The following is a 23,671-nucleotide window of genomic DNA, read 5'->3' as shown; positions in this document are numbered from 1 at the left end:
GGCGAACGGCACACACCGAAGGGAACGCCTCGTATGATCCACGCCCAGTTCGACCCCGCCGCCCGCCAGGCCCTGGCCGCCACCGCCGTCGAGGCGAAGGTGCGCAAGGACCTGTCCTGGCAGCAGATCGCCGACGCCGCCGGACTGTCGACCGCCTTCGTCACCGCTGCCGTACTCGGCCAGCACCCGCTGCCCGAGGCAGCCGCCAAGGCCGTCGCCGAGGTCCTCGGGCTGGACGACAACGCCGCGACGCTGCTGCAGACCATCCCGACCCGCGGCTCCATCGACGGCGGCATCCCCACCGACCCGACCATCTACCGCTTTTACGAGATGCTCCAGGTCTACGGCACCACCCTCAAGGCCCTGGTCCACGAGCAGTTCGGCGACGGCATCATCAGCGCGATCAACTTCAGGCTGGACGTGCAGAAGGTCGCCGATCCCGAGGGCGGCGACCGTGCGGTGATCACCCTGGACGGCAAGTACCTGCCGACCAGGCCCTTCTGATCCGGTCCGGCCGAGAAGGACCGCGGTGGCGGCTGCGCGCCACCGCACGCGTGCACGGGCATCGGCTGCTGGGTGAGGTCGGCCCCGGCCCCGTGACGCCCGCCTCGTGAAGCCACCCCCTCCGGAACGTGGCCCGGAGGGGGTGGCTTTACGTGTCTGGCTTCACGCGTCTGGCTTCACGCGTCTGGCTTCACGGGACGGGCTTCACAGAGCGGCCTTCACGGGGATGGCTTCAGCGGGATTCCTTGAGCACCATGGCCGATCCGCCGCCACGCCGCCTGGGTTCGGCCACCGCCGAGACCTTGCCGTGCGGCAGGAACTCCAGGGCGGCCACCGCCCCGATCTCCGGTGACGGAGTGAAGGCCTTCGGGGCCAGGACGAACCGGTGGCCCATGCCCTCCAGCTTCTTCCGTTCGGGAGAGGCGAGGAAGGCCGGTTCGGCCTCCGTCGCGGTCTGGTTCCGCTGTGAGAGACGCGGTGCGGCGACCGCCGCCGGCAGCCTCATGCCAAGATCCAGACGGTTGACCAGGGTCTGCAGCACAGTGGTGATGATCGTGGCGCCGCCCGGTGAACCGACCGCGATCATCGGCTTGCCGTCCCGCATGACGATCGTCGGCGACATGCTGCTGCGCGGACGCTTGCCGGGGCCCGGCAGGTTCGGGTCCGGCGTCCCCTTGGTGAGGGGGGCGAAGTCGAAGTCGGTCAGCTCATTGTTGAGCAGGAAGCCGCGTCCGGGCACGGTGATGGCGGAGCCACCGGTCTGCTCGATCGTCAGGGTGTAGGAGACGACATTGCCCCAGCGGTCCGCGGTCACCAGGTGAGTGGTCGAGGGCCCTTCGTGCGGCTGCTTGCTGCCGGTCTTGCGATCGCAGCCCGAACCCGGGTGGCGTGGGTCGGCGGGGGCCAGCGGGCTGGTCAGCGCCTTGTCAGAACGGATCAGACAGGCCCGCGCCTTGGCAAACTCCTTGGAGAGCAGCGGCTTGGTGGGCACATCCGAGAACGCCGGGTCGCCCACCCAGCGGTTGCGGTCGGCGAAGGAGATCCGGCTGGCCTCCAGGTAGTGGTGCAGGGCCTGCGCCTTGTCAGCCTTCGAGAGGTGGAACTTCTCCAGGATGTTCAGCGCCTCCCCCACCGTGGTGCCGCCGGACGAGGACGGTGCCATGGAGTAGACGTCCAGCCCGTGGTACGTGGTCCGGGTCGGATCCCTGCGTACAGGCTTGTAGTCGGCGAGATCGTTCGCCTTCATGAGGCCGGGGCGGGCCTTGTGTGCCGAGCCGGGAGCCATGGGCGGCTTCTGGACGGTCCGCACCACGTCCCGCCCGACCTCCCCGTGGTAGAGCGCGTCGACACCTTCACGGGCGAGCTGCCGATAGGTCCGGGCGAGATCGGGATTGCGGAAGCGCGAGCCGACCACCGGGAGTTTGCCCTTGGGCAGGAACAGGTCGGTGGTGGACTTGAAGTCGCGGAAGCGCTTCTCGTTCATGGCCGTCTGTGCCCGGAACTCGTCGTTGACCACGAAGCCGTCACCGGCGATCCGGGTGGCCGGGCGCAGGGCCTTCGCCAGCGAGACCGTGCCCCAGTCCTTGAGCGCCGTCTCCCACGTCGCCGGTGTACCCGGGACACCGACCGACAGGCCCGAGTTGATCGCTTCCTCGGTGGGGAGGGGCTTGCCGGTCGAGGGGTCGAGGAAGGAGTCCGAGCGCATGCGGTGCGGCGCGGTCTCCCGGCCGTCGATGGTGCGTACCTTCTTGGCCTTGGCGTCGTAAGAGACCATGTAGCCGCCGCCCCCCACGCCCGCGGAGTAGGGCTCGACCACGCCGAGCGCGGCGGCAGTTGCCACCGCCGCGTCCACGGCGTTGCCTCCCTTGCGCAGCACCTCGATCCCGGCCCGGGAGGCGTACGGATTGACGCTGGACACCGCGCCGCCGCTACCGGTGGCCACGGCCTGCTTCGCCGGCGGCCGGGGCTTGGATTCGGTGGCGGACGCGGCGTCGTTGACGCTGCAGGAGGTGGCCAGCAGGGAAAGACTGAGCGTAGCCGCAGACGCGGCGGCGACAGCGGCACGACGGACAGCCATATGGCCTCCAGCTCTTCACTGTGTGGTTGCGAGCGAATTCCGAAACCCTGGCACCGCTCGTTCAGCGGATCAACGATGAACTGCAAGGTTTGCGCGAGATCTGAGGTTTCCGTCCGGTAACCCCACCGGGGGGCCGGACATGCCGAATGCGGATTCAAGGGCATGGCGGGACGCCCTGGACCGGCGTCGGGGAGAGGAAGGCCGGTCAGCCCGGGTCAGGTGGGGCCGAGTCCGGTGAACAGGGACTGGGTCACCATGTCGGCTCCCTGGGCGGGGGTCAGCTCCGGCATCTCGTGCGACGCGATGTGCGTGAGATGGACGAGCAGGGAGCGGGCCCATCGATCCGGCAGCCCTGGGCGGACGGCACCGTCACGCACCGCACGGGCCATGAAGGCATCGAGCTGCTCGATGAGCCGGCGGAGGCGGTCACTTGCCGCTGCCTCCTGCACCTGCTGCAGGTCCACCGGCCACCGCCTGCTGACGGTGATGATGCCCTCGGCGTACCTGTGCAGGGCGACGGCCACGGGTGCTTCCTCCAGCCGGGCCTGGGCGAGAACCTTCTCGCAGGCGTCGAGCTTCGCCGTGTAAACCGCGGCCATCAGCGCCTCGCGGGTCGTGAAGCGGCGGTAGACGGTGCGCCGGTCGACGCCCGCCGCCTCCGCGATTGCCGCAATGCTCGTGCCGGGGTCGAGCGCCAGAAGCCGCGCTCCGGTCTGCAGGACCGCGTCGAGGTTGCGTGCCGCATCAGCTCTCATCGTGAGCGGAGCATACAGAGCCGGGGCTGTTGAGCCAAGAGACACCACAGCACTATTGCGCTTCCACGCCTAACTGTCACATGATTGTGGCACTTGATTCATCTGGTGTGTGCCATCGCCGCGACCTCCCTCATTCCAGGAGCCATACGTGAAGCCGGTCCCCCTGTCCGACAAGTTGAAAGACGCCCTCGATTCCAGGGTCTTCGTCACTGTGGCAACTCTTCAGCCCGACGGCAGCCCGCATCAGTCCGTGGTCTGGGTGGGGCGGCACGGGAACGACCTGTTCTTCGTGACCGGTGTCGACAAGCTCAAGATCCGCAATCTGCGGCGCGATCCGCGGCTCAGCGTGACGGTCAACCCGCCGGACGCCCCGTACGGGTACGCGGTGATCAGCGGCACGGCACGGTTCCAGAGCGCGGGCAGCCAAGAACGGATGGACCAACTGGCCGTCAAGTACACGGGCATGACGTACGCCGAACACCACCCGGAGTCCTACGCCACCCTCCCGGAACTCGTCACCGTCCACGTCACTCCCGAGAAGGTCGCGGCCCGCTTCCTGTGAGCCAGGACGAACAGCGAAAGGGGAAGGCGATGAAGACCTACGTCATCACGGGTGGCACGGACGGCATCGGCAAGGCGCTCGCCCTCACATACCTGGAAAGGGGGCACGAAGTGGTGGTCGTCGGGCGCAACGCGGAGAAGGGCGCGGCATGGCTCGACACCGCGCGACAGCGAGGTGCGGCCGGGCGGGCACACTTCACCCATGCCGACCTGAGCCTGATGGCCGAGACCGAAGCAGTGATCGGCAGCATCCGGTCGTCCTTTGCGAAGATCGATGCCCTGGTGCTCTGCGCCCGGCATTTCCGGACCAGCCGCCTGGTCACGCCCGAGGGTTTCGAGAATACCTTCGCGCACTTCTACCTGAGCCGTTTCGTGCTGAGCCATGAGCTGGCCCACCTCCTCGAAGCCGCCGACGAGCCGGTCATCCTCAATGTCGCCGGACCCGGCGGCGGAGGGGAGATTCACTGGGAGGACCTTCAGCTGGCACAGGGGTACGACGGACAACGGGCGCTCGCGCAGGGCGGACGGCTCAACGATCTGCTCGGCGCCGGCTTCGCGGACGCCCGGCCCGGTACGAAAGTGCGGTATGTACTGATCAACCCGGGAACGGTCAACACCAGCTTCTCCGGCCAGTACACGCCCGACGTCATGGCGCAGATCGAAGCCATGCGCCGGTCCGCCCTGTCGATGGACGAGGCCTTAGCGCCGGTCCTCGACGTACTGGACAACCCACCCACCACGCCACTCAGCGCCTTTGTGCAGGGCGAGGCGCTGAGCCCCTGCGGTCCCGGCTTCGCCGTCGAGGAAGCACGGAGACTACGGGGGCGCACGGAGCGGCTGCTGGGCGGCTGGGCAGCCTCGTTTGGATCATCTGTTCGTTGGTCCGGTGTGCCGTTGGGTGGTGGTCCAGGTCCATTCTCAGATGTCTGACACGCGCGTCCGACAGCGGGCGGGAGCGGTCGTCCGCGCACAGGTGGAGCTTGGTGCCCAGCCCTATATGGGACGAAGAATGGGCTCGATCTCTGCCAGGACCTCGTGCAGCTGACGGGCTCCCAGCGCAACACGGTCGTCGGTGTCCCGCGACATCTCCTCGCACAGGCGTATCGCATTGTCGCGGTCGTCGGAGAAGACGCCGAATACATCGACGACTGCGGTGTGGATCCAATCGCTGTGATTCGAGTTGGCGACTGCCAGTGCGGACGCGACTATCGTCATCCCGACCCTGTCCTTCCGCTGAAGCAATGCTTCCGCGGTCCGCCGGGTGACGAAGGTGTCACCTGGGTTGAGCACAAGCTCCAGCAGTGGTCCGCGGGCCTCCTGCATCTCGGCGAACGCGGCCAGGCCGTGACCGGCATCCGCCCGGTCACGGTAGTCATGGCTTCGCCCGAGCTCGCCCAGTGCCACGACAGCTGCATGCCGCAGGTCGTTGTCCATCTGCCTGCCCCTCCCACGATTCCGTCGAGGCAGGCCGTCGGCCGCAGTCACCTGCCCCGGGGCTCAGCGAGGAGGACGACTCGATCAGCCTCGACATCGAAGCCGAGGACCGGATGGCCATCGTCGCCCTCCGGATGCATCAGCACCGGCTTGCCCAACCGTCGCCCGATCTCCCGAAGGAAGCCACAGAACACATCAAGTCGCTCCTGGCCCTGCAACTCCCGCAGGTCGACGTCGAAGTCGACTTCATTGTCAGCAGGGAAACGAAAGATCGCCAACACATCGGCGGTCGGCCAGACGCGCACAATTGGGCACTCGGCATCCGCCGGGCGGGACAGCACGGCCTCCGCCCTGGGCACCGGAAGCACCGCCGCACCTTCGGAGTACTGGCGCTTCCAGCCTCTCTCCGCGGCAAGGTCGAGGACCGCCTGCCAGTCCTCCACCGAGGCATCTGGGACACGCACGTCTGGCAGCGACCCCATCAAGTCCGGGTCGAAGAAACAGCTCACGTCATCCCACAGCAGATCGGCCACCCCACCATGCTGCCCGGCTCCCCGACCCAACGCACCCCCGTTTCCCTTGACCAAGACATAGGGGCACCCCCCGATGCTCTGCGGCTTCCGGGTACCTGTGGCATCGGCAAGGGCTGCCCGGTCACTGCGTTGTTCTGGGTGGGAAGTTGCGGGCGTCACCCGCTGGTCTGCACGTGCCGGGCGTCACGCAATAGTCTGCACGTGCCGGGCGTCACGCGCTGGTCTGCACGCCCGCGTTGCCGAGAATCTCGCGCGCCGACAGGGCCGTGCTCTGGGCGGCGGTGAGGCCGGAGGCCGCCAAGTGCGCGTCCACGATGCGCAGTCCAGCCGCGTACCCGGCGAAGTCCGGCAGGCCCACGGGCGGTTGTCCCATGTGCTGGGCGGTGGCGTCGCCCAGCACATACGCGGTCAGGTTCTGCATCCCGGCCACATCGATGTCGGCTGTGATCTTTTCGTAGGCGCTGTCCAGTCCGGCGCCGGTCACTGCCTGCGACCACGGGCCCATGGCCTGCTGGCCGGCGAGTTCCCGGACGAACGCCTCGGCCAGTCCCTCGGCGACGACATACTCCCCCAACGTGACAGTCATCGGGTTCCAGGCCACATTCGCGTAGCGCACGTTGTGGTGGAGCTCGTGCGCGGCGGCGTGGCCGATCTTCTTCAGGCTCGTGTCGGTGGGCCACATCGTCAGATGGATCGCACCCGGGAACCCGCCCAGACCGAAGTAGCCGGCGCTGCGGACCGTCAGGTGGTCGTCGTCGGGGTCGCCGAGCACCAGGACGACGTGCACGGTCTCGGCGTGTTTGATGCTGCAGGAGATCGAGCATGGCGGACGCCGTGTCATGAACAACAATCTTCATGGCTCGGACCGTAGGCCCTCCCGTTACGGGAGGGGCAAGCCGTGGTGATAGGGCGGCGATTGCGGAGCGTCCACCATGCCCCTCGCTGAGCCTGCCGCGGCTGGGCCTGGTATCCGCGCGTGGTCACTGCGCCACGAGCCGGGTCACGGTGCCACGAGCCGGGTCACTGCGCCACGAGCCGGGTCACGGTGCCGGAGCCGGCGGCACGACCGTGGTGGCGGAAGGCGAATCGCCGGCCTTCTTCGAGGGCGAGGGGCTCGTCGAGTGTGACCGTTACCGTGGCGTTCCCGTTCGGAGGGACCGTGTCGAGGCCCTGCGGTAGCGTCACGGCACCCCAGACAGCTGCGGTGTGCACATGGAAGAGCAAACGGTGACCGGACACGATGTCCCGACCGCCCTCTTCTTCGGGCAGCAGCTTGATTTCCGCCGTGACGTGCGCGTAGGCACTCACCGAGCCCGGCGCGGCCAGCACGTGTCCTCGTCTGATGGCGTGCACCCTTGCCCCGGGCATGACCAGGCCCACGTTCATCCCCACAGTGGCCTGGTCGACGCGTGTTCCCACCGCATCGATATCCGTCACGATGGCGCGCCCACCACCGCCCAGGCCGACGCTTTCCACCTCGTCACCCTTGCGCACCGTCCCGCGCTCGATGGCACCGGTCCACATGACCGCCCTGCCTTGATGCAAGGAGAAGACATCGGAGAGGGACATCAAGAAGGGCCCCTCTGCCGCATTCAACGGCTTGCGGCGGAGGGAAGTCGTTGGGCGGGCGGTCATGCACGCCTGCTGGAGATGTCAGTGTCACTGAACCCCGCGTCCACGATCGAAATATAGGTCCCCATCGGCGTTACTGCTTGCCTTTCGTCGGTCGAAGCGGAGTGCTGAGCGCAGGTACTCCGGGGCGTATCCCTCCTGCACGAAAGGGACTTGGGGCCGGGACCGGGTGCAGCTGTGGTGTGGCGGCGTGTGCCGGGAAGTGACGCTCCTGTGAGGGCCGGGAATCGACGCTCCTGCGGAGGCCGTGAAAGCGAGTGGCAGGGAGGTCCCTCTCAGGCGACCCAGTGCGGTTGTCGGGTGGTGGACGTTGGTGAGAGGCCGTCGGCGAGGGCGGTGGCCATGCGGTGCACGGCCTCGCGCAGGGTGTCCGGCGGCGTGGTGTAGGGGATGCGGAGGCGCTGTTCGAAGATGCCCGGGTCGGTGGCGAAGTAGGCGCCGCCCTCGATGCGCACCCCGTAATCCAGTGCCCGTTCGGCCAGCGCAGAGGCGATGGGGTCGCCGAGGTCGACCCACAGCGACAGGCCGCCGGGCGGCAGTTGCCAGGTCCACTGCGGGGCGTGCTCGGCGAGTGCTGCGGCCAGGGCGGTGCGCTGCCGGCGCAGCTGTGCCAGGCGGGGCGGCAACAGGTCCCCGGCCCGTGCCAGCAGGGCGAGGGCCAGCAGTTGGTCCAGGACCGAGCCGCCCATGTCGGTGGCGACCCGCTGGCCGGCGAGTTCGGTGACGAGCCGAGCGGGGGCACGCAGCCAGCCGATGCGCAGGCCGCCCCAGTGGGTCTTGCTCATCGAGCCGACGGTGATGACCTGGCCGGTTCCACCGGGTGTGGGGTGGGAGGCGAAGGGCGGCGGGGCGGGGACGTCGAGGGCGAGGTCGGCCAGGGTCTCGTCGATGACCAGCCAGGTGCCGGAGCGTTGCGCGGCGCGCAGGAGGCGGACGCGTTCGTGCTCGGGCATGAGGAGGCCGGTGGGGTTGTGGAAGTCGGGGATCAGATAGGCCAGTTGAGGCACCACCTGACGCAGGGTCGATTCGATGATCTCGATGTCCCAGCCGGTGTCGGTCACCGGGACCGACACCGTGCGCAGCCGGCCGCGGCGCATGGCTTCCAGGGCGTTCGGGTAGGACGGATTCTCGGCCATGACCCGGTCTCCGGGCCGGCACAGCAGCCCCAGGACGAGGGTGAGCGCGTGCTGGGCGCCGGAGGTCACCAGGATCTGTTCGGGCACGGTGGCCAGTCCCCGCCGGGTGAAGCGCTCGGCGATGGCGGCGCGCAGTTCCGGAAGGCCGTAGGGGTGGTAGCCGGGAGTGTGTGCGTGCTCGGCCAGTTGCGGGGCGATCTGGGCGAGAGCGTCGGTGAGCGTCTGCTCCGGCAGTCCCGGGGCGGCCCTGGCCAGGTCGATCGCGGTGTCCTGGGGTCCGAGGAGACGGGTGATGCCGCTGGGAACCCGGCCGTCCGGCAGGGCCGTCCACGTACCGGAGCCCTGGCGGCTGTGGGCGTGGCCGCTCTCGCGCAGCAGGTCGTACACGGCGGTGATGGTGGCCCTGCTGGTGTGGAGCGCGGCGGCCAGTTCCCGTTCGGCGGGGAGTCTGACGTGCAACGCGATGCGGCCGTCCAGGATGAGCGTGCTGATCGCCCGGGCCAGGTGGCGGTAGGCGGGCCGGGTTCCCGACGGGTCGGGCAGCATCGCGGCGAGCTGACGGCTCCCCAGGGTCCGATGGGTGCGGTCCACCCTGTCCACGGGCCGGAACGGATTCGGGTCCGCCATACCACTCTCCCAGGATTGGCCGTGTCACCCAGACCAATCACTGTACAGACTCGCCGTATTGGCCTTGAGGCACAAACAGCACAGAGAGCGCTCGGAGCGCACCGGTGGAGGCGACTGGGGATGCAGCAGGACAGCACAACGGAACACTGCGAGCGCGAGCATCAGCGCCGTCGCGAGGAACGCCTCGCGAGTGCTCCGCCCGACGGGGGCGCCGGGACCAGGCGGCTGATGTCCCGTACGAGCCCGTCACCGCCTCCCCTCACCTATGTCCGTGTCGGTGAGCGTCCGCTGCGACGCCTTCCCCAACTGCTCCTCGGTCTCGCCCTGTACGGGTTCAGTCTCTCGGTCATAGTCAGGGCCTCGTTGGGCGTCAATCCCTGGAGCGTCCTGTACGAGGGACTGGAGAGCCACACCGCTCTGAGCTTCGGCACGATCAGCGCCGTCGTGGGTGTGCTCGTGCTGCTGTTGTGGATCCCTCTCAGGCAGAAGCCGACGCTCGGCACCCTCGCCAATATCGTCGTCCTGGCGTACTCGTCCGATCTCGGTCTCTTCCTCGTCCCCCAGCATCTCGGGCTCCCTGCCCGGGCCGGTCTGCTCGTCGGCGGCGTCCTCCTGAATGGGCTGTCCGTCGCCGTCTACGTCGGCGCGCGCTTCGGCCCCGGGCCCCGGGACGGGCTGATGACCGGTGCGTCCGCCGTGACCGGCCGCTCCATTCGGCTGGTCCGCACCGTGCTCGAGGTCGCCGTGCTCGCGGTGGGCGGGCTGCTCGGTGGGAGCTTGGGCGTGGGCACCGTGCTGTACGCCCTCGCGGTCGGCCCGGTCACTCAGTTCTTCCTGCCCTGGTTCGCCTACCGGAGCGCACCCACGCACCCCCTCTCCCCCCCATTGCCGGGGCCGCGTGCCGACCCGACAACGGCGGATGTGAGGATTGCCGGCATGAGTAACGACGTGTACTTCGACATCACCATCAACGGCGACCCGGCCGGCCGGATCGTCTTCACCCTCTTCGACGACGTGGTTCCCAAGACCGCGCAGAACTTCCGCGAGCTCGCTACCGGCCAGCACGGATTCGGCTACGAAGGATCCGGCTTCCACCGCGTGATCCCCGACTTCATGCTCCAGGGAGGCGACTTCACCGCCGGCAACGGGACCGGTGGCAAGAGCATCTACGGCGAGAAGTTCGCCGACGAGAACTTCAAGCTCAAGCACACCAAGCCCGGTCAGCTCTCCATGGCCAACGCCGGGCCGAACACCAACGGCTCGCAGTTCTTCATCACCACCATCGTCACCGACTGGCTCGACAACAAGCATGTCGTCTTCGGCGAGGTCGTCGAAGGCATGGAGCTCGTCAGGAAGATCGAATCCCTCGGTTCGCACACCGGCGCCACCAAGGCCGCCATCGTCATCGCGAAGTCCGGTGTGATCGAGCACTGACGTGACCGTGCACTGAAACGTCGTTTCTTATGGACGCGGGGTTCGTGAGGGGCGGCCGCACTGTGCGGCCGCCCCTCACACGGTCGCGCTGTGCGGCCGTTCCGGCGGCACCCGGACCGCTGCGCCGGGCCGATCACGACGCCATGGAGCTCCTGGTCGGGGGGAGTCAGGTGGCGTGCCAGCCGGACCAGCGAGCGACCGTGATCTCCACCACGGGGCCTTGCGGGGGGCGGTCGGCGTACTGCTGCCGGTACTTGCGCGTCAGCAGGTTGACGTATCGCGCGGCCGCTGCCGACCGCTCGGCCGGTGGCAGCACGGCGGCCGTGCCGTCCGCGCGCGCCCACCACAGGCGGTCCCAGTCCTCGTCGTAGCCGTCGACGAGGAGGCAGACCTCCGGGTGGGCGAGGATGTTGGCCAGCCGCTTGAGGTGGGCCGAACGCTTCGGTTTGTGGTCCACGGCGAAGACCACGGTGTCACCGGTCAGGGCGAAAACCGCGGGAACCAGGTGCGGGCGGCCGGCGTCGTCGACGGTCGCGAGGCGGGCGATCCGGGCCCGGGTGAAGCACTCCCGGGCCCGGTCGCCGGTCATCCTCGGCACGGCGGCACCCGACCGCTCACCGGAAGCGCTCCGCGGCGCCGGAGAGCCGGTCCAGGTACGACAGGGACTCGGGCTCCGGCAACGTCGGGAGGTAGAACAGCAGACGCTCCACGTCGAGCTGTGTGTACTGCTCGATGATCTCGGGCTCGTTCGCCACCGCGTAGACGGTCACCGGTACAGTGCGGCCCGCGATGCTGCGCAGCCGGTCGATCTTCGGCCCCAGCTCCTGGGGCGGCAGGCTGTTGGCGAGCCAGGCGTCGCCCAGGGCGGCCACCCGGTCGAAGGCCGCCTCGCCACCGCCCACGTAGATCGGCGGGTGCGGACGCCGGACCGGCTTCGGCCAGGAGTACACCGGGTCGAAGTCGACGAACTCCCCGTGGAACTCGGCCTTTTCCCGCGTCCACAGCTCGCGCATCGCCCGCAGCCGCTCGTCCACGAGACGGCCCCGGGTGCGTGGGTCGGTGCCGTGGTTCTCCATCTCCTCCCGGTTCCAGCCGACACCGACCCCGAAGACGGCCCGCCCGCCGGAGACGAGGTCCAGGGAGGACACCTCCTTGGCCGTGATGATCGGGTCCCGCTGGGCCACCAGGGCGATTCCGGTGCCCAGCAGGATCCGCTCGGTCACCGCGGCCGCCGCGCTGAGCGCGACGAAGGGGTCGAGGGTGCGGTAGTAGATCTCCGGAAGCTCGCCGCCGCCCGGGTAGGGCGAGCGGCGGTCCACCGGGATGTGGGTGTGCTCGGCGATGAGCAGGGAGTCAAGCCCTCGCTCCTCGACGGCGCGCCCGAGCGCGGCGGGCGCGATGCCCTGGTCGGTGATGAAGGTCGACACACCGAACTTCACAGCGGCTCCCTCGGATTCCGGGTTCTCGGGTCGTCTGGTTCTCGGGTCGTCTGGTTTGCGGGGTCGTCTGTTCGCCGGTTCGTGAGCCCGCGCTCGTGGACCCGGACTGATCCGGAGGACCAGCCCCAGGACCAGGTACCCGCAGCAGCCCCGCAACAACAATCCGTGCGGCCGACCGGGCGATCACCGGCAGGCCGTACGAGGCGGGGGCGTGCGAGGCCGGGCGGACGGAGCCGGGCGGGCGGAGCCGGGCGGGCGGAGCCGGGCGGGCGGAGCGTCGGCGCCCGGGCTGCGGCCGGAGAAATCACGCACAGGATTCTGGCGACAAATGCTGTGCGACGGCGTACTTGGTGGGCGATATGGTCGCTGAGCGAGTGCGGGAAGGACATACCGCTTTCGCCTTCAGGCGTTCCTGAGGGACGCACTTCATCCACCCACAGCTCGGCCTGGAGCAGTTCGACGGCCCGTCCGGCGTCCATGGACCTGCTGGTCCTGGAGCGCGCTTGAGGTGGCACGGCCGGTTCCGCACCGGACCACCCCACCCCACCCCACCCCACCCCGCCCCACAGCAGAAAGGCAGAGTCCGCACTATGACCGCAAACGCTCCCGGACGAGTGACACCGCAGGGGCCGTGGAACGACGGCGGCGTCGTGGTGATTACCGGAATCCAGGCAGCCGGCAAGTCCACGGTGGCCCAGGCGCTCGCCGAGCGCTTGCCCCGCTCCGTCCACCTGCGCGGTGACACCTTCCGACGCAACATCGTCCGGGGCCAGATCAATATGACGCCCGACGCGGAGAAGCACGCCGTCGCCCAGCTCAAACTGCGCTACCGGCTGACGGCGCACTGCGCCGACGAGTATGCGCGGGCCGGCTTCACCGTCATCGCGCAGGACATCCTCATCGGCGAGTACCTCGCGGAGATGACCGGGTTCATCAGGACCAGGCCGCTCGCGGTCGTCGTGCTGCTCCCCGACCCGGCGGCGGTCGAGGCGCGCGAGGTGTCCCGCCCCAAGACGGCGTACGGGCCCGACTGGACCGTGCGGGACCTGGACAAGCTGATGCGGGCCGACACGCCCCGGGACATCGGGCTGTGGCTGGACACCTCGAAGCAGACGGTGGACGAGACGGTCGACGAGATCCTCGGCCGGGCCTGGACCGAGGGCGCTGTCGCCTGACGGGTGTTGCGGCTCCCGGGCCGGTTCCCGCGCCCGCCGGTGGCGGCGGGGAACCGGCCCGGCATGGGGCACTGTCCCGTGCGTGGGGAACCGGCCCGGCCCGGGGCACTGTCCCGTGTGTGAGGAACCCGCCCGGCCCGGGGCACTGTCCCGTCCGTCCGGCCGTCGAGTGCCGTGTGACGGCAGGTCGCAGCGGCTCGCCTCACGGCCGATCAGGGCGCGTTCAGCTGCCCAGGGAAGCCTTGGAGGGTGGCACACGCAGTACGCCGTAGACGGACCAGGCCACCGAGACCATCGGGACGGCGACGACCGCTCCGAGTACGCCCGCGGTGACGCTGCCGCAGATGACCGTGAGGGCCACCACCACCGGATGCAGCCGGACCGCCTTGCTCATCACGAGGGGGTGCAGCAGATGGCCTTCAATCTGTCCGATGACCACGATCATCAGCACGACGACGACGGCCACCAGCGGCCCCTTCGCGGCCAGCGCCACCACGGCGGCCACGGCCAGCGCCACGGGCGAGCCCACCAGCGGGATGAATGCGGCGAAGAATTCCAGCACGGCCAGCGGAAGGGCGAGGGGAATCCCCAGGGCGAAAAGTCCCGCTCCCACGAGAACGGCGTTGATGGCGGCCACCACCACGATGCCGCGGGTGTAGCCGGTGAAGGTGATCCATGCGGCGCACCCGGCGGCATGCACGGGACGACGCCCGCGTACCGGCAGCTGGCCGCCGAACCATTTCCACATCCGGTCGCCCGAATGCAGAAAGAAGATCGAGCAGAACAGCGCCAGCACCCCCACCGTCAGGACGGCCACGACCTGGCCGACGCCGCTGAGCGCGGTGCTGATCAGTGTGGCGCGATGGCTCGTCACGAACCGCGACAGCCGGGCCTGCACATCGGAGAGCGTCCCCGGACGCAGATGGACCGGCGGCCCTTCGAACCACCGCTCGATTCTCGCCACGCCGCCGACGAACTCCCGGCGCAGTCCGTCCCACTCACCGGCGACGGTCGCTCCGATCAGGCTCAGGACGGTGAAGAGGAGCAGGATGCCGACCAGCAGGCCGACCGTGACCGCCGCCGACCGTGGCATCCAGCGGTTCAGCAGACTGACCGCCGGCTCCAGGAGGGCCGTCAGCACCAAGGCCAGGAAGACCGCCAGCGTCACCAGATGGAAGCGGCCCAGCGCCGCGAAGATCGCGTAGGCGGCCGCCCCCACGATGATCAGGCGCCATGCGTACCCCGCCGCCACCCGCAGCGTCGGAGAGACCTCGGCGCCCTCCCCCGGGCCGCGGTCCGGCGCACGTCCCCTCGCCCGGCGCACCCCCATGGCCCGCACCCTTCGGGCTGTACGCCGCGCAGTGCCCCTGGGCCGCCGGGGCCCGGTCCCGTGGGCGTCGGGAGAACGCTCGCGCTCCCCGCCGGATCGGTTCCGCACTTGGCCGCCACCGCCTCCCGCCCCTCCCGTGGCCAGCGCCGGAAGGGGGACGACTGCCGCGCGCGAGGCTGGTGCCCGCCCTCGGCGCATACCCAGAGGTGGTATCACCGCGGAGCGCTCTTCGAACGTGTCCGGGCATCCATTCCCCCAATGGAGCAGACCGTTCGGCGCACTCACCCACGGCGGCTCCGCGGCCCCGCTGCAGAAGCGGGCAAGGAAATCTGCGGCCGGTCGTGTCACGGTGTCGATTCGGGAGGGGGCCGTTCGTATAGAGGGTGAGAGGCCGGCACAGCGCCGGCCCGGCGATCCGCCGAGGAGGCACACCATGACGCATTACCTGCTCAGCATCTACCAGCCCGACGGGCCTCCGCCGCCGCCGGAGTTCCTGGAGCCGATCATGCGGGACGTGGAGGCCCTGAACGCCGAGCTGAGAGCGGCCGGCGCCTGGGTGTTCGCCGGGGGCCTGCACCCGCCGAGCACGGCGACCGTGGTGCGGCAGAAGGACAACGAGATGCTCACGACCGACGGCCCGTACATCGAGGGCAAGGAGCACATCGGAGGGTTCAGCGTCATCGAGGCCGCCGACCTCGACGCCGCGCTCGAATGGGGCCGCAAGCTCGCCCGCGCCACCACGCTCCCCATCGAGGTCAGGCCGCTGCAGCACGGATCCTGCGGGTGACGTCCGGCATGCCGGAGGCGACCGCAGCCGAGGTCGGGCGCGTGTTCCGCGAGGAGTACGGGCGTGCGGTCGCCGTCCTGGTCCGCGTCTTCGGTGACATCGACGTCGCCGAGGAAGCGGTCCAGGACGCCTTTTCCGCAGCGGTCGAGCGCTGGCCGTCCGCCGGGCTGCCCCCGAGCCCGGCGGGGTGGATCATCACCACTGCCCGTAACCGTGCGGTCGACCGGTTGCGCCGGGAAGCGTCCCGCGACGACAGACACGCACAAGCCGCGCTGCTGCACGCCGGCGGCGAGCCGGCCGAGGAGGGACCCGTGCGCGACGACCGGCTCCGCCTGATCTTCACCTGCTGCCATCCCGCGCTCGCCCCCGCCACCCGGGTCGCGCTGACGCTCCGGCTTCTCGGCGGGCTCACCACCGCGGAGATCGCCCGCGCCTTCCTGGTCACCGAGCCGACGATGGCGCAACGGCTCGTCCGGGCCAAGGGCAAGATCCGCGACGCCCGGATCCCCTATCGCCTCCCGACCGACGCCGACCTCCCGGACCGGCTTCGGGCCGTACTGGCCGTTGTCTACCTCATCTTCAACGAGGGCCACACGGCCAGCTCGGGTGAGTCGCTGGTCCGCGAGGACCTCTGCCGGGAGGCGATCCGGCTCGGGCGGCTGCTCGCCGAGCTCATGCCCGACGAGCCCGAGGCCGTGGGGCTGCTCGCGCTGATGCTGCTGACCGAATCGCGGCGTGCCGCCCGTACCGGCCCGGACGGCGACCTCGTACTGCTGGCCGACCAGGACCGCAGCCGCTGGGACCGCGCTCTGGTCGCCGAAGGCCAAGCCCTCGTCCGGCGGTGCCTGCGACGCAACCAGCCCGGCCCCTATCAAATTCAGGCGGCCATCAACGCGGTCCACCTTGACGCACCGACCGCGGCCGCCACCGACTGGCGGCAGATCCTTCAGCTGTACGACCAGTTGCTCGCCCTTGACCCGAGCCCGGTCGTGGCCCTGAACCGCGCCGTCGCGGTGGCCGAGGTCGAGGGACCGGAGGCGGCGCTCGCTCTCGTCGACAGCCTCCCCCTCGACCGCTACCACGTCTTCCACGCCATCCGCGCCGACCTGCTCCGCCGCCTCCACCGCAAGGCCGAGGCGGCCGAGGCCTACGAGAAGGCCCTCACCCGCACCGACAACACGGCCGAACGCCACTTCCTGCGGCGCAGCCTTCAGGCACTTTCCGGAGACTGACGAGGACCGCGTAGCGTGCGGTCTGCGGGGCGGCGGGGGGCCACTGCCTTCTCGGCCGCCCGAGGCTGCCCGAGGCCATCCGAGGCCGCCCGAGGCCGCCCCGCGCTTCCGACGAAACGTCAGACTCCCCAAGGTCAGCGAGGAGTCTGACGCAGGACCAGGCTGACGAAACCCCAGGTGTCGCGGTAGACGCGCAGCCATTCGGAGCGGCGGGTGACGGACAGGGCGAGCGCCTCCGGGCTGTCCGGATGGGCGGGGTGCTCCAGGGCCCAGGAGGCCAGCGACCCCCAACAGGCCCATTCGTAGTCGTCCAGCTCCTGGCGGGTGCTGACGTGCCCATGGACAGGGGTCCAGCCGTCGGCGATGACGCGGTCCATGGTCGTCGCCAGGTCGGTGAAGTCCCCGAGCATGTCGACGGCCTCCTGGGAGGGCTCGCGGTCCCAGAACCCTTCACCGATCACCACACGTCCGCCGGGTGCCAGGTGCTCGCGTGCCGCCGCAAGGGTGGGGAGCAGGCCGCCGAAGGCATGTGTGGCCCCGAAACTCAGCACCAGGTCGAACGAGTGCGGGGAGACGAAGTCGGCAGCCGACCGGTGGTGGAGCGCCAGGCGTTCCTCCACCCCTAGCTCGGTCGCGCCCGCACGGGCATCGGCCAGGGCGGCCTCGGAGATGTCGACGCCCTCGGCGTGCAGGCCCGGATGGGCAGACAGGGCGCGCAGGAGCCACTCCCCGCTGCCGCAACCGAAGTCGAGTACGCGCTCGTCACCGCGCGAGATGCCGCGATCCAGCAGGAGGCGCACCGACTCGTCGTCGAGCGGGGACTTTATCGGGTGATGGGCATGGGCGATCCTGGAGATCTCTTCACGGTTCACCGGCGCATCCTCACAGTGCCGGAGACCGTATGCACCTGCTTTTTGCGCCGCCCCGACGCCGCTCAGGAAGCAGCCACCTCGCGGGCGCCGGCGGTCGCTCCGGCGGACTGCTCGACACCTACCGCAGTCGGCACGGCGACGGATACCGCAGTCGGAGCGGCAGCGGAAACGCGGCTGGCACGGCGGCGGAGCCAGTGCACCGAGGCCGGCCGCCCCACGGCACGGTGTGACCCGGCAGCGCTGCTGCTCAGTGGTGGGAGGGCAGAGCGGGCGCGCCGTGAGGAGGGGCAGTGGCTACCGGGCGAGGCCGGCGGTGCGGGACCGCTATGCCGGAGCGGCGGTGAGCGACGGGAGGGGGGTGGGTGGGGTGGGGGTGGAGGCGTCCCGGAGGCTCTGGCAATCGTCCGTCAGGTGCGCGAGGGCGGCGGTGAGGGCTTCCTCCGCCTGGTCGTGCGGTGGGGTGTCCGGCAGCACGGCGACGGACAGTTGGCGCAGTAGTTCGGTGTGGGCGGCCAGTGCCTGGCGGGTGCGGGTATCGGTGTGGTCGGTGAGCAGAAGACGTGCGGCGGTGTTGGCGGCGCGCAGCCGGGGCTGGTGGATACGGCGGTGGGAGCGGGGAAGGGCGCGCCAGGCCGTGTTGGCGACAGTCACCAGGCGCCAGATCTCGTTGTCGGCGGGTTCGGTGTCGTAGAACCGCAGGCCATAGCGGCTCACCAGCCAGTAGGAAGTGGTCAGGACGAAAGCGGTGGCGGTGTCGAAGGCCAGCCAGAATCCGAGCAGATGGGGCTCGCCGCTGGCGGCTCGTACCGCCAGGGCCGCTCCTGCTCCGCCGGCGCCGAACAGCAGGGCGCCGACGAGCAGAAGGAGGAGCGCGGCAGGGAGGGCGCCGATGCCGTTTCCGCTGTCGAGGCGCGCCATGCCCTTCCAATGAGGCGCGAGATAGCGGGCGTAGCGGACCCATCTGGGGGCGGGCTCGATCAGGGCGATACGTCCGGCCCAGCTGACGCTCTGCGGTCTCTTGGTGCTGTTGATGCCCGAGGTCGGGCTGCTGCAGGGAATCACGTGAGCGACAACGAGCCGTGAGGCAAAACGCGACATGCGAAGTGGAGGTTTAAGGGGCAGATTCCTCCCTCCGGCCGGGCGCGCGCCGCATCGCTCTGAATGCGCCGGTGGCATACCCGGTCGATCATCCGATACATACACGGCGGCCGCTCCCCCGCCGGCCGGCCCGGGTCCGCTGCGCCGGGGAGCGGGAGTCGGTCGGGGTCAGGCCGCCCGGGCACTTCACTCCGCGATGCCCCGGGTGAGCACCACGACGGTGACGAACGTGCGGTAGAGACGGATCGGGTCCTCGTCGGTCAGCCGGACGGTGACGGCGTCGACACGGGCGACGCCGATGATCCAGGTAGCCATCTCGGCGAGGTCCGGATTGCGGAACCGGATGGTCAGCGTGGCAGGCAGGGCGATGCGTGGCGGGTTGGCCCGCGGCAGCGTCTGTACGGCCTCCCGTGCGGTCTCGTGGATGAGTTCTCGGGCTTCCACCGGATGGCAGCTGTCCGCGGCGAACCGGGACACCGAGGACTTGACCACGGCACTGCGGATTCCGGGGCAGAAGGGGGTGATCTCGTCGGCGGTCGTCTCATCGCCGGTGATCAGAACCACCGGCACACCGTGGCCCAGTGCCACCAGGGAGTTGATGCCGCTCTCCCCGACGATCACCCCGTCCAGCCGCACCTCGCTGATGGCCCGCGGATTGTAGGTGTGCGACAGCGTGGCCGGGGCGCCCGACATCGAGCCGTGGTAGGAGACGAAGAAGACAGCGTCGAACGAAGCGTCCAGGCCCTGCATCATGTAGAGCGGTTTGTGCCGTCCGGAGAGGTAGCGGGCCCGGCCGGCGAGGGCGTCGGGACGCAGATTGGCCATCGTCGAGTGTGAGTCATTGACCAGGAACTCGGTCGCGCCGCCGGCCATCGCCCCCTCGATGGCGGCGTTCATTTCCTCCTGCAACAGGCCCCGGTAGTAGGCGTATTCAGGCTCCGCGGGGCGGCACTGGGACCAGTCCACGATGCCTGCGGTGCCCTCCATGTCGGAGGAGATGAAGATCTTCACAACACGCTCCTTGGGTGTGCGTTACCGAAGAGAGGGGCACCGCCTTTGTGAGCCCCGCGCTGAGCCTGATCACCCCCGTTGTGCGGGAACTCAGCTGCCCGCCTCGCCGAGCAGTTCGCTGATCGCCTGGAGGACGGCGTCCGGGCGGTCCTCGTGGAGGAAGCCGTGTCCGGCATCGTTCAGGACGCGGTGCTCGCCGCGGCCGGCCGATGCGGCCAGTTGCGCATGCAGGTCGTGTTTGGCGGCGTTGATCGCACGGATCTCTTCTTCGGAACACAGGTGGGCCTGGGTGACGTCGTACCCCAGGGCGGTGAGCACGATCATCGGCACATCGGGGAGGGCCGGCCCCCGCCGGATTTCGTCGGCGACCTCGCCGTGGAGGTTCCGGCCCTCGTACCATCCGGTCCGCCACGCGGCCAGTTGGTGTTCGAGGAGCGGCCGGCGGACCGGGTCCGGCCACTTCGCCAGGAGCTGGGTGAGTGCGGCGCGGAACTGCTGGAGCTGGTCCGCTGTCAGGTCCGGCAGGTCCTGGCTGTTCAGCTGTTCCTGCCGCTCCTGCAACTGCTGAGGTACATGGTCGAGGAGGTCCTCATGGAAGGGGTCCAGGAGGAGCAGACCGGCCACCTCGTCGGGGAAGCGCTGGGCGTAGTGGCGCGCGTAGGCGCCGCCCAGGGAGTGGCCGACCAGCACATAGGGCGCCGGTACGCCGGCGGCGCGCAGCAGGTCGCGGAGTTCGTCGGTGACCGCGGCGGCGGTGCGGGGCAGCGCGACGGGTTCGCTCCAGCCGGTGCCCGCGCGGTCATAGAGCACGCTGGTGGTCACTTCGGCGATGCGGTCGTGGACGTTCAGGTAATGCAGACCGACCAGGCCGGCTCCCGGGAGGAACACCACGGCCGGGCCCCCGGTGCCGCTGCGATGCACCATCAGTTTCCGTCCCCCGACGTCCTGCAGACGCCCGAGCGGGGGTGCGGGGGCGACGGCCGCTTCGGGCTGGGTTAACGGCGCTTGGTGTGACATGTTCCGCTCCTTCGACTCACTGTTCTTAACTTTGAGAAAGGTATCTGATGTGAGATCGTATGTCCATGGACACGGTCGACCTGCTCCTGCACCCGGTGCGGCTCCGCATCGTGCACGCCATGTCCGGCGGACGGACGCTCACGACCTCGCAGTTGTGCGCCCTGCTGCCCGACACCTCGAAGGCCACCGTGTACCGGCATGTGGGTCTGCTCGCCGACGCCGGCCTCCTTGAGGTGGCCGGCGAACAACGGGTGCGTGGCGCCGTCGAACGCCGGTACCGGCTGCAGCGCGCGCGGGCGGTGATCGACGCCGACACCGCCGCGGCACTGTCGGCGGAGGACCACCGGCGGGCGTTCGCCGCGGCCATGGCCACCCTGCTGGCCGAGTTCCACACCTACCTCGACCGGGACGGCGCCGACCCGAGCGCTGACCTGGTCGGCTACCGCCAGCACACGCTCTGGCTCAGTCAGGACGAACTCATCGAGATGATCGGTGAGATGCGCAGCGCGATCGTGTCCCGGATGGGAAATGAACCCGCACCGGACCGCACCAGGCACCTGCTCAGCCCGATTCTGTTCCCCACCGAGGAACCGCCCTCGCCCACTGCGGACGAGGGGACCGATCCACGCCGCTGAGCCCCCCGGCACCCGACGCCGGACCGTCCCTCCACGGAGCCGGTGGTCCGCTACCGGGCCGGCCCGTCACCGCGGTGGATCGGTTCGGCGACTGCACTTCGGTCCACGGTTCATGGTGAACCTGCTCCCCGTGGCGCACCGGGCCCGTGGCGCCCTTGCGGGGCAGGGAGGTGACGGCCACTGTGGTCGCACAGGGCCCTTGGCCGTCACCGTCGGCAGGTGCCGTCACACGGTTGGAGTGAGCGTGGCTTCCTTCGTACTGCCTCATGTCCTGCACGGCGCGGGATCGCACAAGGTCATCGCCGTGCACGGGTGGTTCGCCGACCGGTCCGCCTTCGACCCGGTGCGGCCGGACCTCGACCGGGACGCCTTCCAGTACGCGCTGGTCGATCTCCGTGGCTACGGAGAGGCGAAGGGCGCGGTCGGCGCGTACACCACCGGCGAGGGGGCGGCGGATGTGCTGGCGCTCGCCAACCGTCTGGGCTGGGACCGGTTCTCGGTGATCGGCCATTCGATGGGCGCGAGCGTCGTCCAACGGGTGCTGGCCGCGGCGCCGCGCCGGGTACGGCGGATGGTCGGCATCTCGCCGGTCCCCGCCTCCGGTCTGCCACTGCCGCCGCAGGAGTGGGAGTTGTTCTCCTCCGCAGCCCACACCCCGGAGAACCGGCGCGCCATCATCGACCTCACCACGGGCGGGCAGCGCCCCGCCGCCTGGCTGGACCGGATGGTGCGGCGGTCACTGGAGTGCAGCGATCCGAAGGCGTTCCGTTCCTGGCTGGACTCCTGGTCCGGGGAGGGGTTCGCGGCCGAGGTCGAGGGCTCGGCGGTGCCCGCGCTGGCGGTGACCGGCACGCTGGATCCCGCGCTGAACGCCGAGCTGACCCGTCAGACCTGGATGCAGTGGTACACCCGCAGTGAGCTGGTCGAGCTGCCCTCGGCAGGGCATTACGCGATGGACGAGACGCCGCTGGAACTCATCCGGGCCGTGGAGGACTTCCTGCGTGCCGACGATGACGGAACGGCAGCCGGATGACCGTGCCCGCAGCCGGTGCCGCGGACCGTGAGGTGCCGGACGTCTTCGACCCGCGCGGCTACGCCGACGGGCTGCCGCATGCGGCGTACCGGCTCCTGCGCGATCGGTATCCGGTGGCCTGGCAGGAGGAGCACGAGGTGCTCGGCTGGCCCGCCGGGCCGGGCTTCTGGGCGGTCACCCGCCACGAGGACGTCGTACGGGTCCTGAAGGACGCCCGCACCTTCTCCTCCCACCTGGGCGCCACCCAGATCCGGGATCCCGACCCTGCCGACCTGCCGTTCATCCGCCGCATGATGCTCAATCAGGATCCCCCGGACCACGGGCGGCTGCGCCGTTCGGTCAGCCGTACCTTCACCCCTCGCCAGATCGGCCGTTTCGGCACCGCCGTACGCGAGCGGGCCCGTGACCTGCTGACGGCGGCGGTCGCCACGGCACGCGCCGGGAACGGGGTGAGTGACCTCGTCACCGCGGTCACCGACGACTTCGCGCTGCTCAACCTCGCCGATCTGCTCGGTGTGCCGGCCGCCGAGCGCGGGCTGCTCCTGGACTGGACCCGGCGGGTCATCGGCTACCAGGACCCGGACGAATCAGGTCCGCCCGCATCCGGCCCGGACGGGCGGCCCGCCGACCCACGCTCCCCGGCGATGCTGCAGGACATGTTCGGCTTCGCACGGGAGCTGGCGGCCCACAAACGGCGGTATCCGGGCGACGATGTGATGACGGTGCTCGCCTCGGACTCCGAACTGGCCACGCCCGAGCTGGAGATGTTCTTCTTCCTGCTGACCATCGCGGGCAATGACACCGTACGCAGCGCGGCCCCCGGCGGACTGCTGGCACTGGCCCGGCACCCGGAGGCGTACCTCCTGCTGCGCACGGGCGCCGTGGGGACGGCGGCAGCTGTGGAAGAGCTGCTGCGCTGGCATCCGCCGGTGGTCAGCTTCCGCCGTACCGCGGCCCACGACACCGAATTGGCCGGCCGCCACCTTCGCGCCGGCGAAAAGGTGGTGGTGTTCCACGGTTCGGCAAATTACGACGAGCGGGTCTTCGCCGCCCCGCACCGGCTGGACCTCGCCCGGTCCGCCAATCCCCATGTCTCGTTCGGCGACGGTCCGCATGTCTGTCTGGGGGCGCATCTCGCCCGGCTGCAACTGCGGGTGCTGTACGAGGAGACCTGCGGCCTGCTCCCTGCCCTGGCGGTCGCCGGTCCGCCGCAGCGGCTCGTGTCGAACTTCATCCATGGTCTGAAGTCGCTGCCGCTGCGACTGGTGGACGTGCCGCCCGGGGCGTAGGGGGCATCTCCTGATCTCCGTGGGTCTGTGGCGCCTGGCACCGCGCCTCGCCGCGTTGTC

At 69.9% G+C, this 23,671-nt stretch carries 23 protein-coding genes and 1 pseudogene; 10 read left to right on the top strand and 14 right to left on the bottom strand.

What is annotated here, in order from left to right:
* Window positions 1-33 precede the first annotated feature (33 nt).
* A complete protein-coding gene (gene cynS / locus AB0C46_RS02295; RefSeq protein ID WP_362825014.1) occupies window positions 34-504 on the top strand; it encodes a cyanase in 471 nt (156 codons plus the stop codon).
* A 232-nt stretch (window positions 505-736) separates the two neighbouring features.
* Here the strand turns inward: cynS and ggt are convergent, their stop codons facing one another.
* The gene (ggt, locus tag AB0C46_RS02290) at window positions 737-2,581 is read right to left on the bottom strand and encodes a gamma-glutamyltransferase (protein ID WP_362825012.1); all 1,845 of its coding nucleotides are present in this window, start codon (window positions 2,579-2,581) and stop codon (window positions 737-739) included.
* A gap of 215 nt (window positions 2,582-2,796) precedes the next feature.
* On the bottom strand, window positions 2,797-3,336 hold the full coding sequence (locus AB0C46_RS02285; RefSeq protein ID WP_362825011.1) for a helix-turn-helix domain-containing protein: 540 nt from the start codon (window positions 3,334-3,336) through the stop codon (window positions 2,797-2,799).
* A 148-nt stretch (window positions 3,337-3,484) separates the two neighbouring features.
* On the opposite strand from AB0C46_RS02285, the gene AB0C46_RS02280 reads away from it, so the two are divergent.
* Window positions 3,485-3,898: a PPOX class F420-dependent oxidoreductase gene (locus AB0C46_RS02280; protein WP_362825010.1), complete on the top strand. Its 414-nt coding sequence runs from the start codon at window positions 3,485-3,487 to the stop codon at window positions 3,896-3,898.
* Window positions 3,899-3,927: 29 nt separating this feature from the next.
* Window positions 3,928-4,827 (top strand): SDR family NAD(P)-dependent oxidoreductase, encoded by a 900-nt coding sequence (locus AB0C46_RS02275; RefSeq protein WP_362825008.1) that lies wholly within the window; start codon window positions 3,928-3,930, stop codon window positions 4,825-4,827.
* Between the two features lie 63 nt (window positions 4,828-4,890).
* Here the strand turns inward: AB0C46_RS02275 and AB0C46_RS02270 are convergent, their stop codons facing one another.
* The 5 genes and pseudogenes from AB0C46_RS02270 to AB0C46_RS02250 all read right to left on the bottom strand — a co-directional run bounded on the left by AB0C46_RS02270 (window position 4,891) and on the right by AB0C46_RS02250 (window position 9,259).
* Window positions 4,891-5,331, bottom strand: coding sequence for a hypothetical protein (locus AB0C46_RS02270; protein ID WP_362825007.1), 441 nt, complete (start codon window positions 5,329-5,331; stop codon window positions 4,891-4,893).
* A 47-nt stretch (window positions 5,332-5,378) separates the two neighbouring features.
* A complete protein-coding gene (locus tag AB0C46_RS02265) occupies window positions 5,379-5,864 on the bottom strand; it encodes a hypothetical protein (protein WP_362825006.1) in 486 nt (161 codons plus the stop codon).
* Between the two features lie 211 nt (window positions 5,865-6,075).
* Window positions 6,076-6,669, bottom strand: a pseudogene (locus AB0C46_RS02260) (DUF2268 domain-containing putative Zn-dependent protease); the annotation flags it as partial.
* Window positions 6,670-6,884: 215 nt separating this feature from the next.
* Window positions 6,885-7,433 (bottom strand): EF-Tu/IF-2/RF-3 family GTPase, encoded by a 549-nt coding sequence (locus tag AB0C46_RS02255; RefSeq protein WP_362825005.1) that lies wholly within the window; start codon window positions 7,431-7,433, stop codon window positions 6,885-6,887.
* Between the two features lie 338 nt (window positions 7,434-7,771).
* Complete coding sequence (locus AB0C46_RS02250) at window positions 7,772-9,259, bottom strand: PLP-dependent aminotransferase family protein (RefSeq protein WP_362825003.1); 1,488 nt, start codon at window positions 9,257-9,259, stop codon at window positions 7,772-7,774.
* 936 nt (window positions 9,260-10,195) lie between these two features.
* Between AB0C46_RS02250 and AB0C46_RS02245 the strand changes: the two genes are divergently transcribed.
* Window positions 10,196-10,693 carry a peptidylprolyl isomerase gene (locus tag AB0C46_RS02245; protein ID WP_362825170.1) on the top strand — a complete coding sequence of 166 codons (498 nt, stop codon included), beginning with the start codon at window positions 10,196-10,198 and terminating at the stop codon, window positions 10,691-10,693.
* Between the two features lie 166 nt (window positions 10,694-10,859).
* On the opposite strand, the gene AB0C46_RS02240 is transcribed toward AB0C46_RS02245, so the two are convergent.
* Together AB0C46_RS02240 and AB0C46_RS02235 are read right to left on the bottom strand one after the other, a co-directional pair.
* On the bottom strand, window positions 10,860-11,291 hold the full coding sequence (locus tag AB0C46_RS02240; protein ID WP_362825002.1) for a TIGR03668 family PPOX class F420-dependent oxidoreductase: 432 nt from the start codon (window positions 11,289-11,291) through the stop codon (window positions 10,860-10,862).
* A gap of 16 nt (window positions 11,292-11,307) precedes the next feature.
* Window positions 11,308-12,132 (bottom strand): LLM class F420-dependent oxidoreductase, encoded by an 825-nt coding sequence (locus AB0C46_RS02235; protein WP_362825001.1) that lies wholly within the window; start codon window positions 12,130-12,132, stop codon window positions 11,308-11,310.
* A gap of 590 nt (window positions 12,133-12,722) precedes the next feature.
* On the opposite strand from AB0C46_RS02235, the gene AB0C46_RS02230 reads away from it, so the two are divergent.
* Window positions 12,723-13,307 (top strand): AAA family ATPase, encoded by a 585-nt coding sequence (locus tag AB0C46_RS02230; protein ID WP_362824999.1) that lies wholly within the window; start codon window positions 12,723-12,725, stop codon window positions 13,305-13,307.
* A 223-nt stretch (window positions 13,308-13,530) separates the two neighbouring features.
* On the opposite strand, the gene AB0C46_RS02225 is transcribed toward AB0C46_RS02230, so the two are convergent.
* Window positions 13,531-14,637 carry an AI-2E family transporter gene (locus tag AB0C46_RS02225; RefSeq protein WP_362824996.1) on the bottom strand — a complete coding sequence of 369 codons (1,107 nt, stop codon included), beginning with the start codon at window positions 14,635-14,637 and terminating at the stop codon, window positions 13,531-13,533.
* Between the two features lie 433 nt (window positions 14,638-15,070).
* On the opposite strand from AB0C46_RS02225, the gene AB0C46_RS02220 reads away from it, so the two are divergent.
* Both AB0C46_RS02220 and AB0C46_RS02215 read left to right on the top strand, forming a co-directional pair.
* Complete coding sequence (locus AB0C46_RS02220) at window positions 15,071-15,424, top strand: YciI family protein (RefSeq protein WP_362824995.1); 354 nt, start codon at window positions 15,071-15,073, stop codon at window positions 15,422-15,424.
* 8 nt (window positions 15,425-15,432) lie between these two features.
* On the top strand, window positions 15,433-16,656 hold the full coding sequence (locus AB0C46_RS02215; protein ID WP_362825169.1) for an RNA polymerase sigma factor: 1,224 nt from the start codon (window positions 15,433-15,435) through the stop codon (window positions 16,654-16,656).
* Between the two features lie 134 nt (window positions 16,657-16,790).
* Here AB0C46_RS02215 and AB0C46_RS02210 read toward each other — a convergent pair whose 3' ends face one another.
* From AB0C46_RS02210 to AB0C46_RS02195, 4 genes are all read right to left on the bottom strand, one after another.
* Window positions 16,791-17,528, bottom strand: coding sequence for a class I SAM-dependent methyltransferase (locus AB0C46_RS02210; protein ID WP_362824994.1), 738 nt, complete (start codon window positions 17,526-17,528; stop codon window positions 16,791-16,793).
* Between the two features lie 324 nt (window positions 17,529-17,852).
* Complete coding sequence (locus AB0C46_RS02205; protein WP_362824992.1) at window positions 17,853-18,590, bottom strand: hypothetical protein; 738 nt, start codon at window positions 18,588-18,590, stop codon at window positions 17,853-17,855.
* A gap of 222 nt (window positions 18,591-18,812) precedes the next feature.
* Window positions 18,813-19,637: a M55 family metallopeptidase gene (locus tag AB0C46_RS02200; protein WP_362824991.1), complete on the bottom strand. Its 825-nt coding sequence runs from the start codon at window positions 19,635-19,637 to the stop codon at window positions 18,813-18,815.
* Between the two features lie 90 nt (window positions 19,638-19,727).
* Window positions 19,728-20,654 carry an alpha/beta hydrolase gene (locus AB0C46_RS02195; protein WP_362824989.1) on the bottom strand — a complete coding sequence of 309 codons (927 nt, stop codon included), beginning with the start codon at window positions 20,652-20,654 and terminating at the stop codon, window positions 19,728-19,730.
* 65 nt (window positions 20,655-20,719) lie between these two features.
* Between AB0C46_RS02195 and AB0C46_RS02190 the strand changes: the two genes are divergently transcribed.
* The 3 genes from AB0C46_RS02190 (at window position 20,720) to AB0C46_RS02180 (ending at window position 23,611) form a co-directional block, all read left to right on the top strand.
* The gene (locus AB0C46_RS02190; protein ID WP_362824987.1) at window positions 20,720-21,289 is read left to right on the top strand and encodes a helix-turn-helix domain-containing protein; all 570 of its coding nucleotides are present in this window, start codon (window positions 20,720-20,722) and stop codon (window positions 21,287-21,289) included.
* A 244-nt stretch (window positions 21,290-21,533) separates the two neighbouring features.
* A complete protein-coding gene (locus AB0C46_RS02185) occupies window positions 21,534-22,322 on the top strand; it encodes an alpha/beta hydrolase (RefSeq protein WP_362824985.1) in 789 nt (262 codons plus the stop codon).
* A complete protein-coding gene (locus tag AB0C46_RS02180; RefSeq protein WP_362824984.1) occupies window positions 22,319-23,611 on the top strand; it encodes a cytochrome P450 in 1,293 nt (430 codons plus the stop codon). The genes AB0C46_RS02185 and AB0C46_RS02180 overlap by 4 nt, the downstream gene beginning before the upstream one ends.
* Window positions 23,612-23,671 lie beyond the last annotated feature (60 nt).

Source organism: Streptomyces sp. NPDC048637 (genome assembly GCF_040650675.1).
Classification (GTDB): Bacteria; Actinomycetota; Actinomycetes; order Streptomycetales; family Streptomycetaceae; genus Streptomyces.
This window is presented reverse-complemented; position numbering and strand designations above follow the sequence as displayed.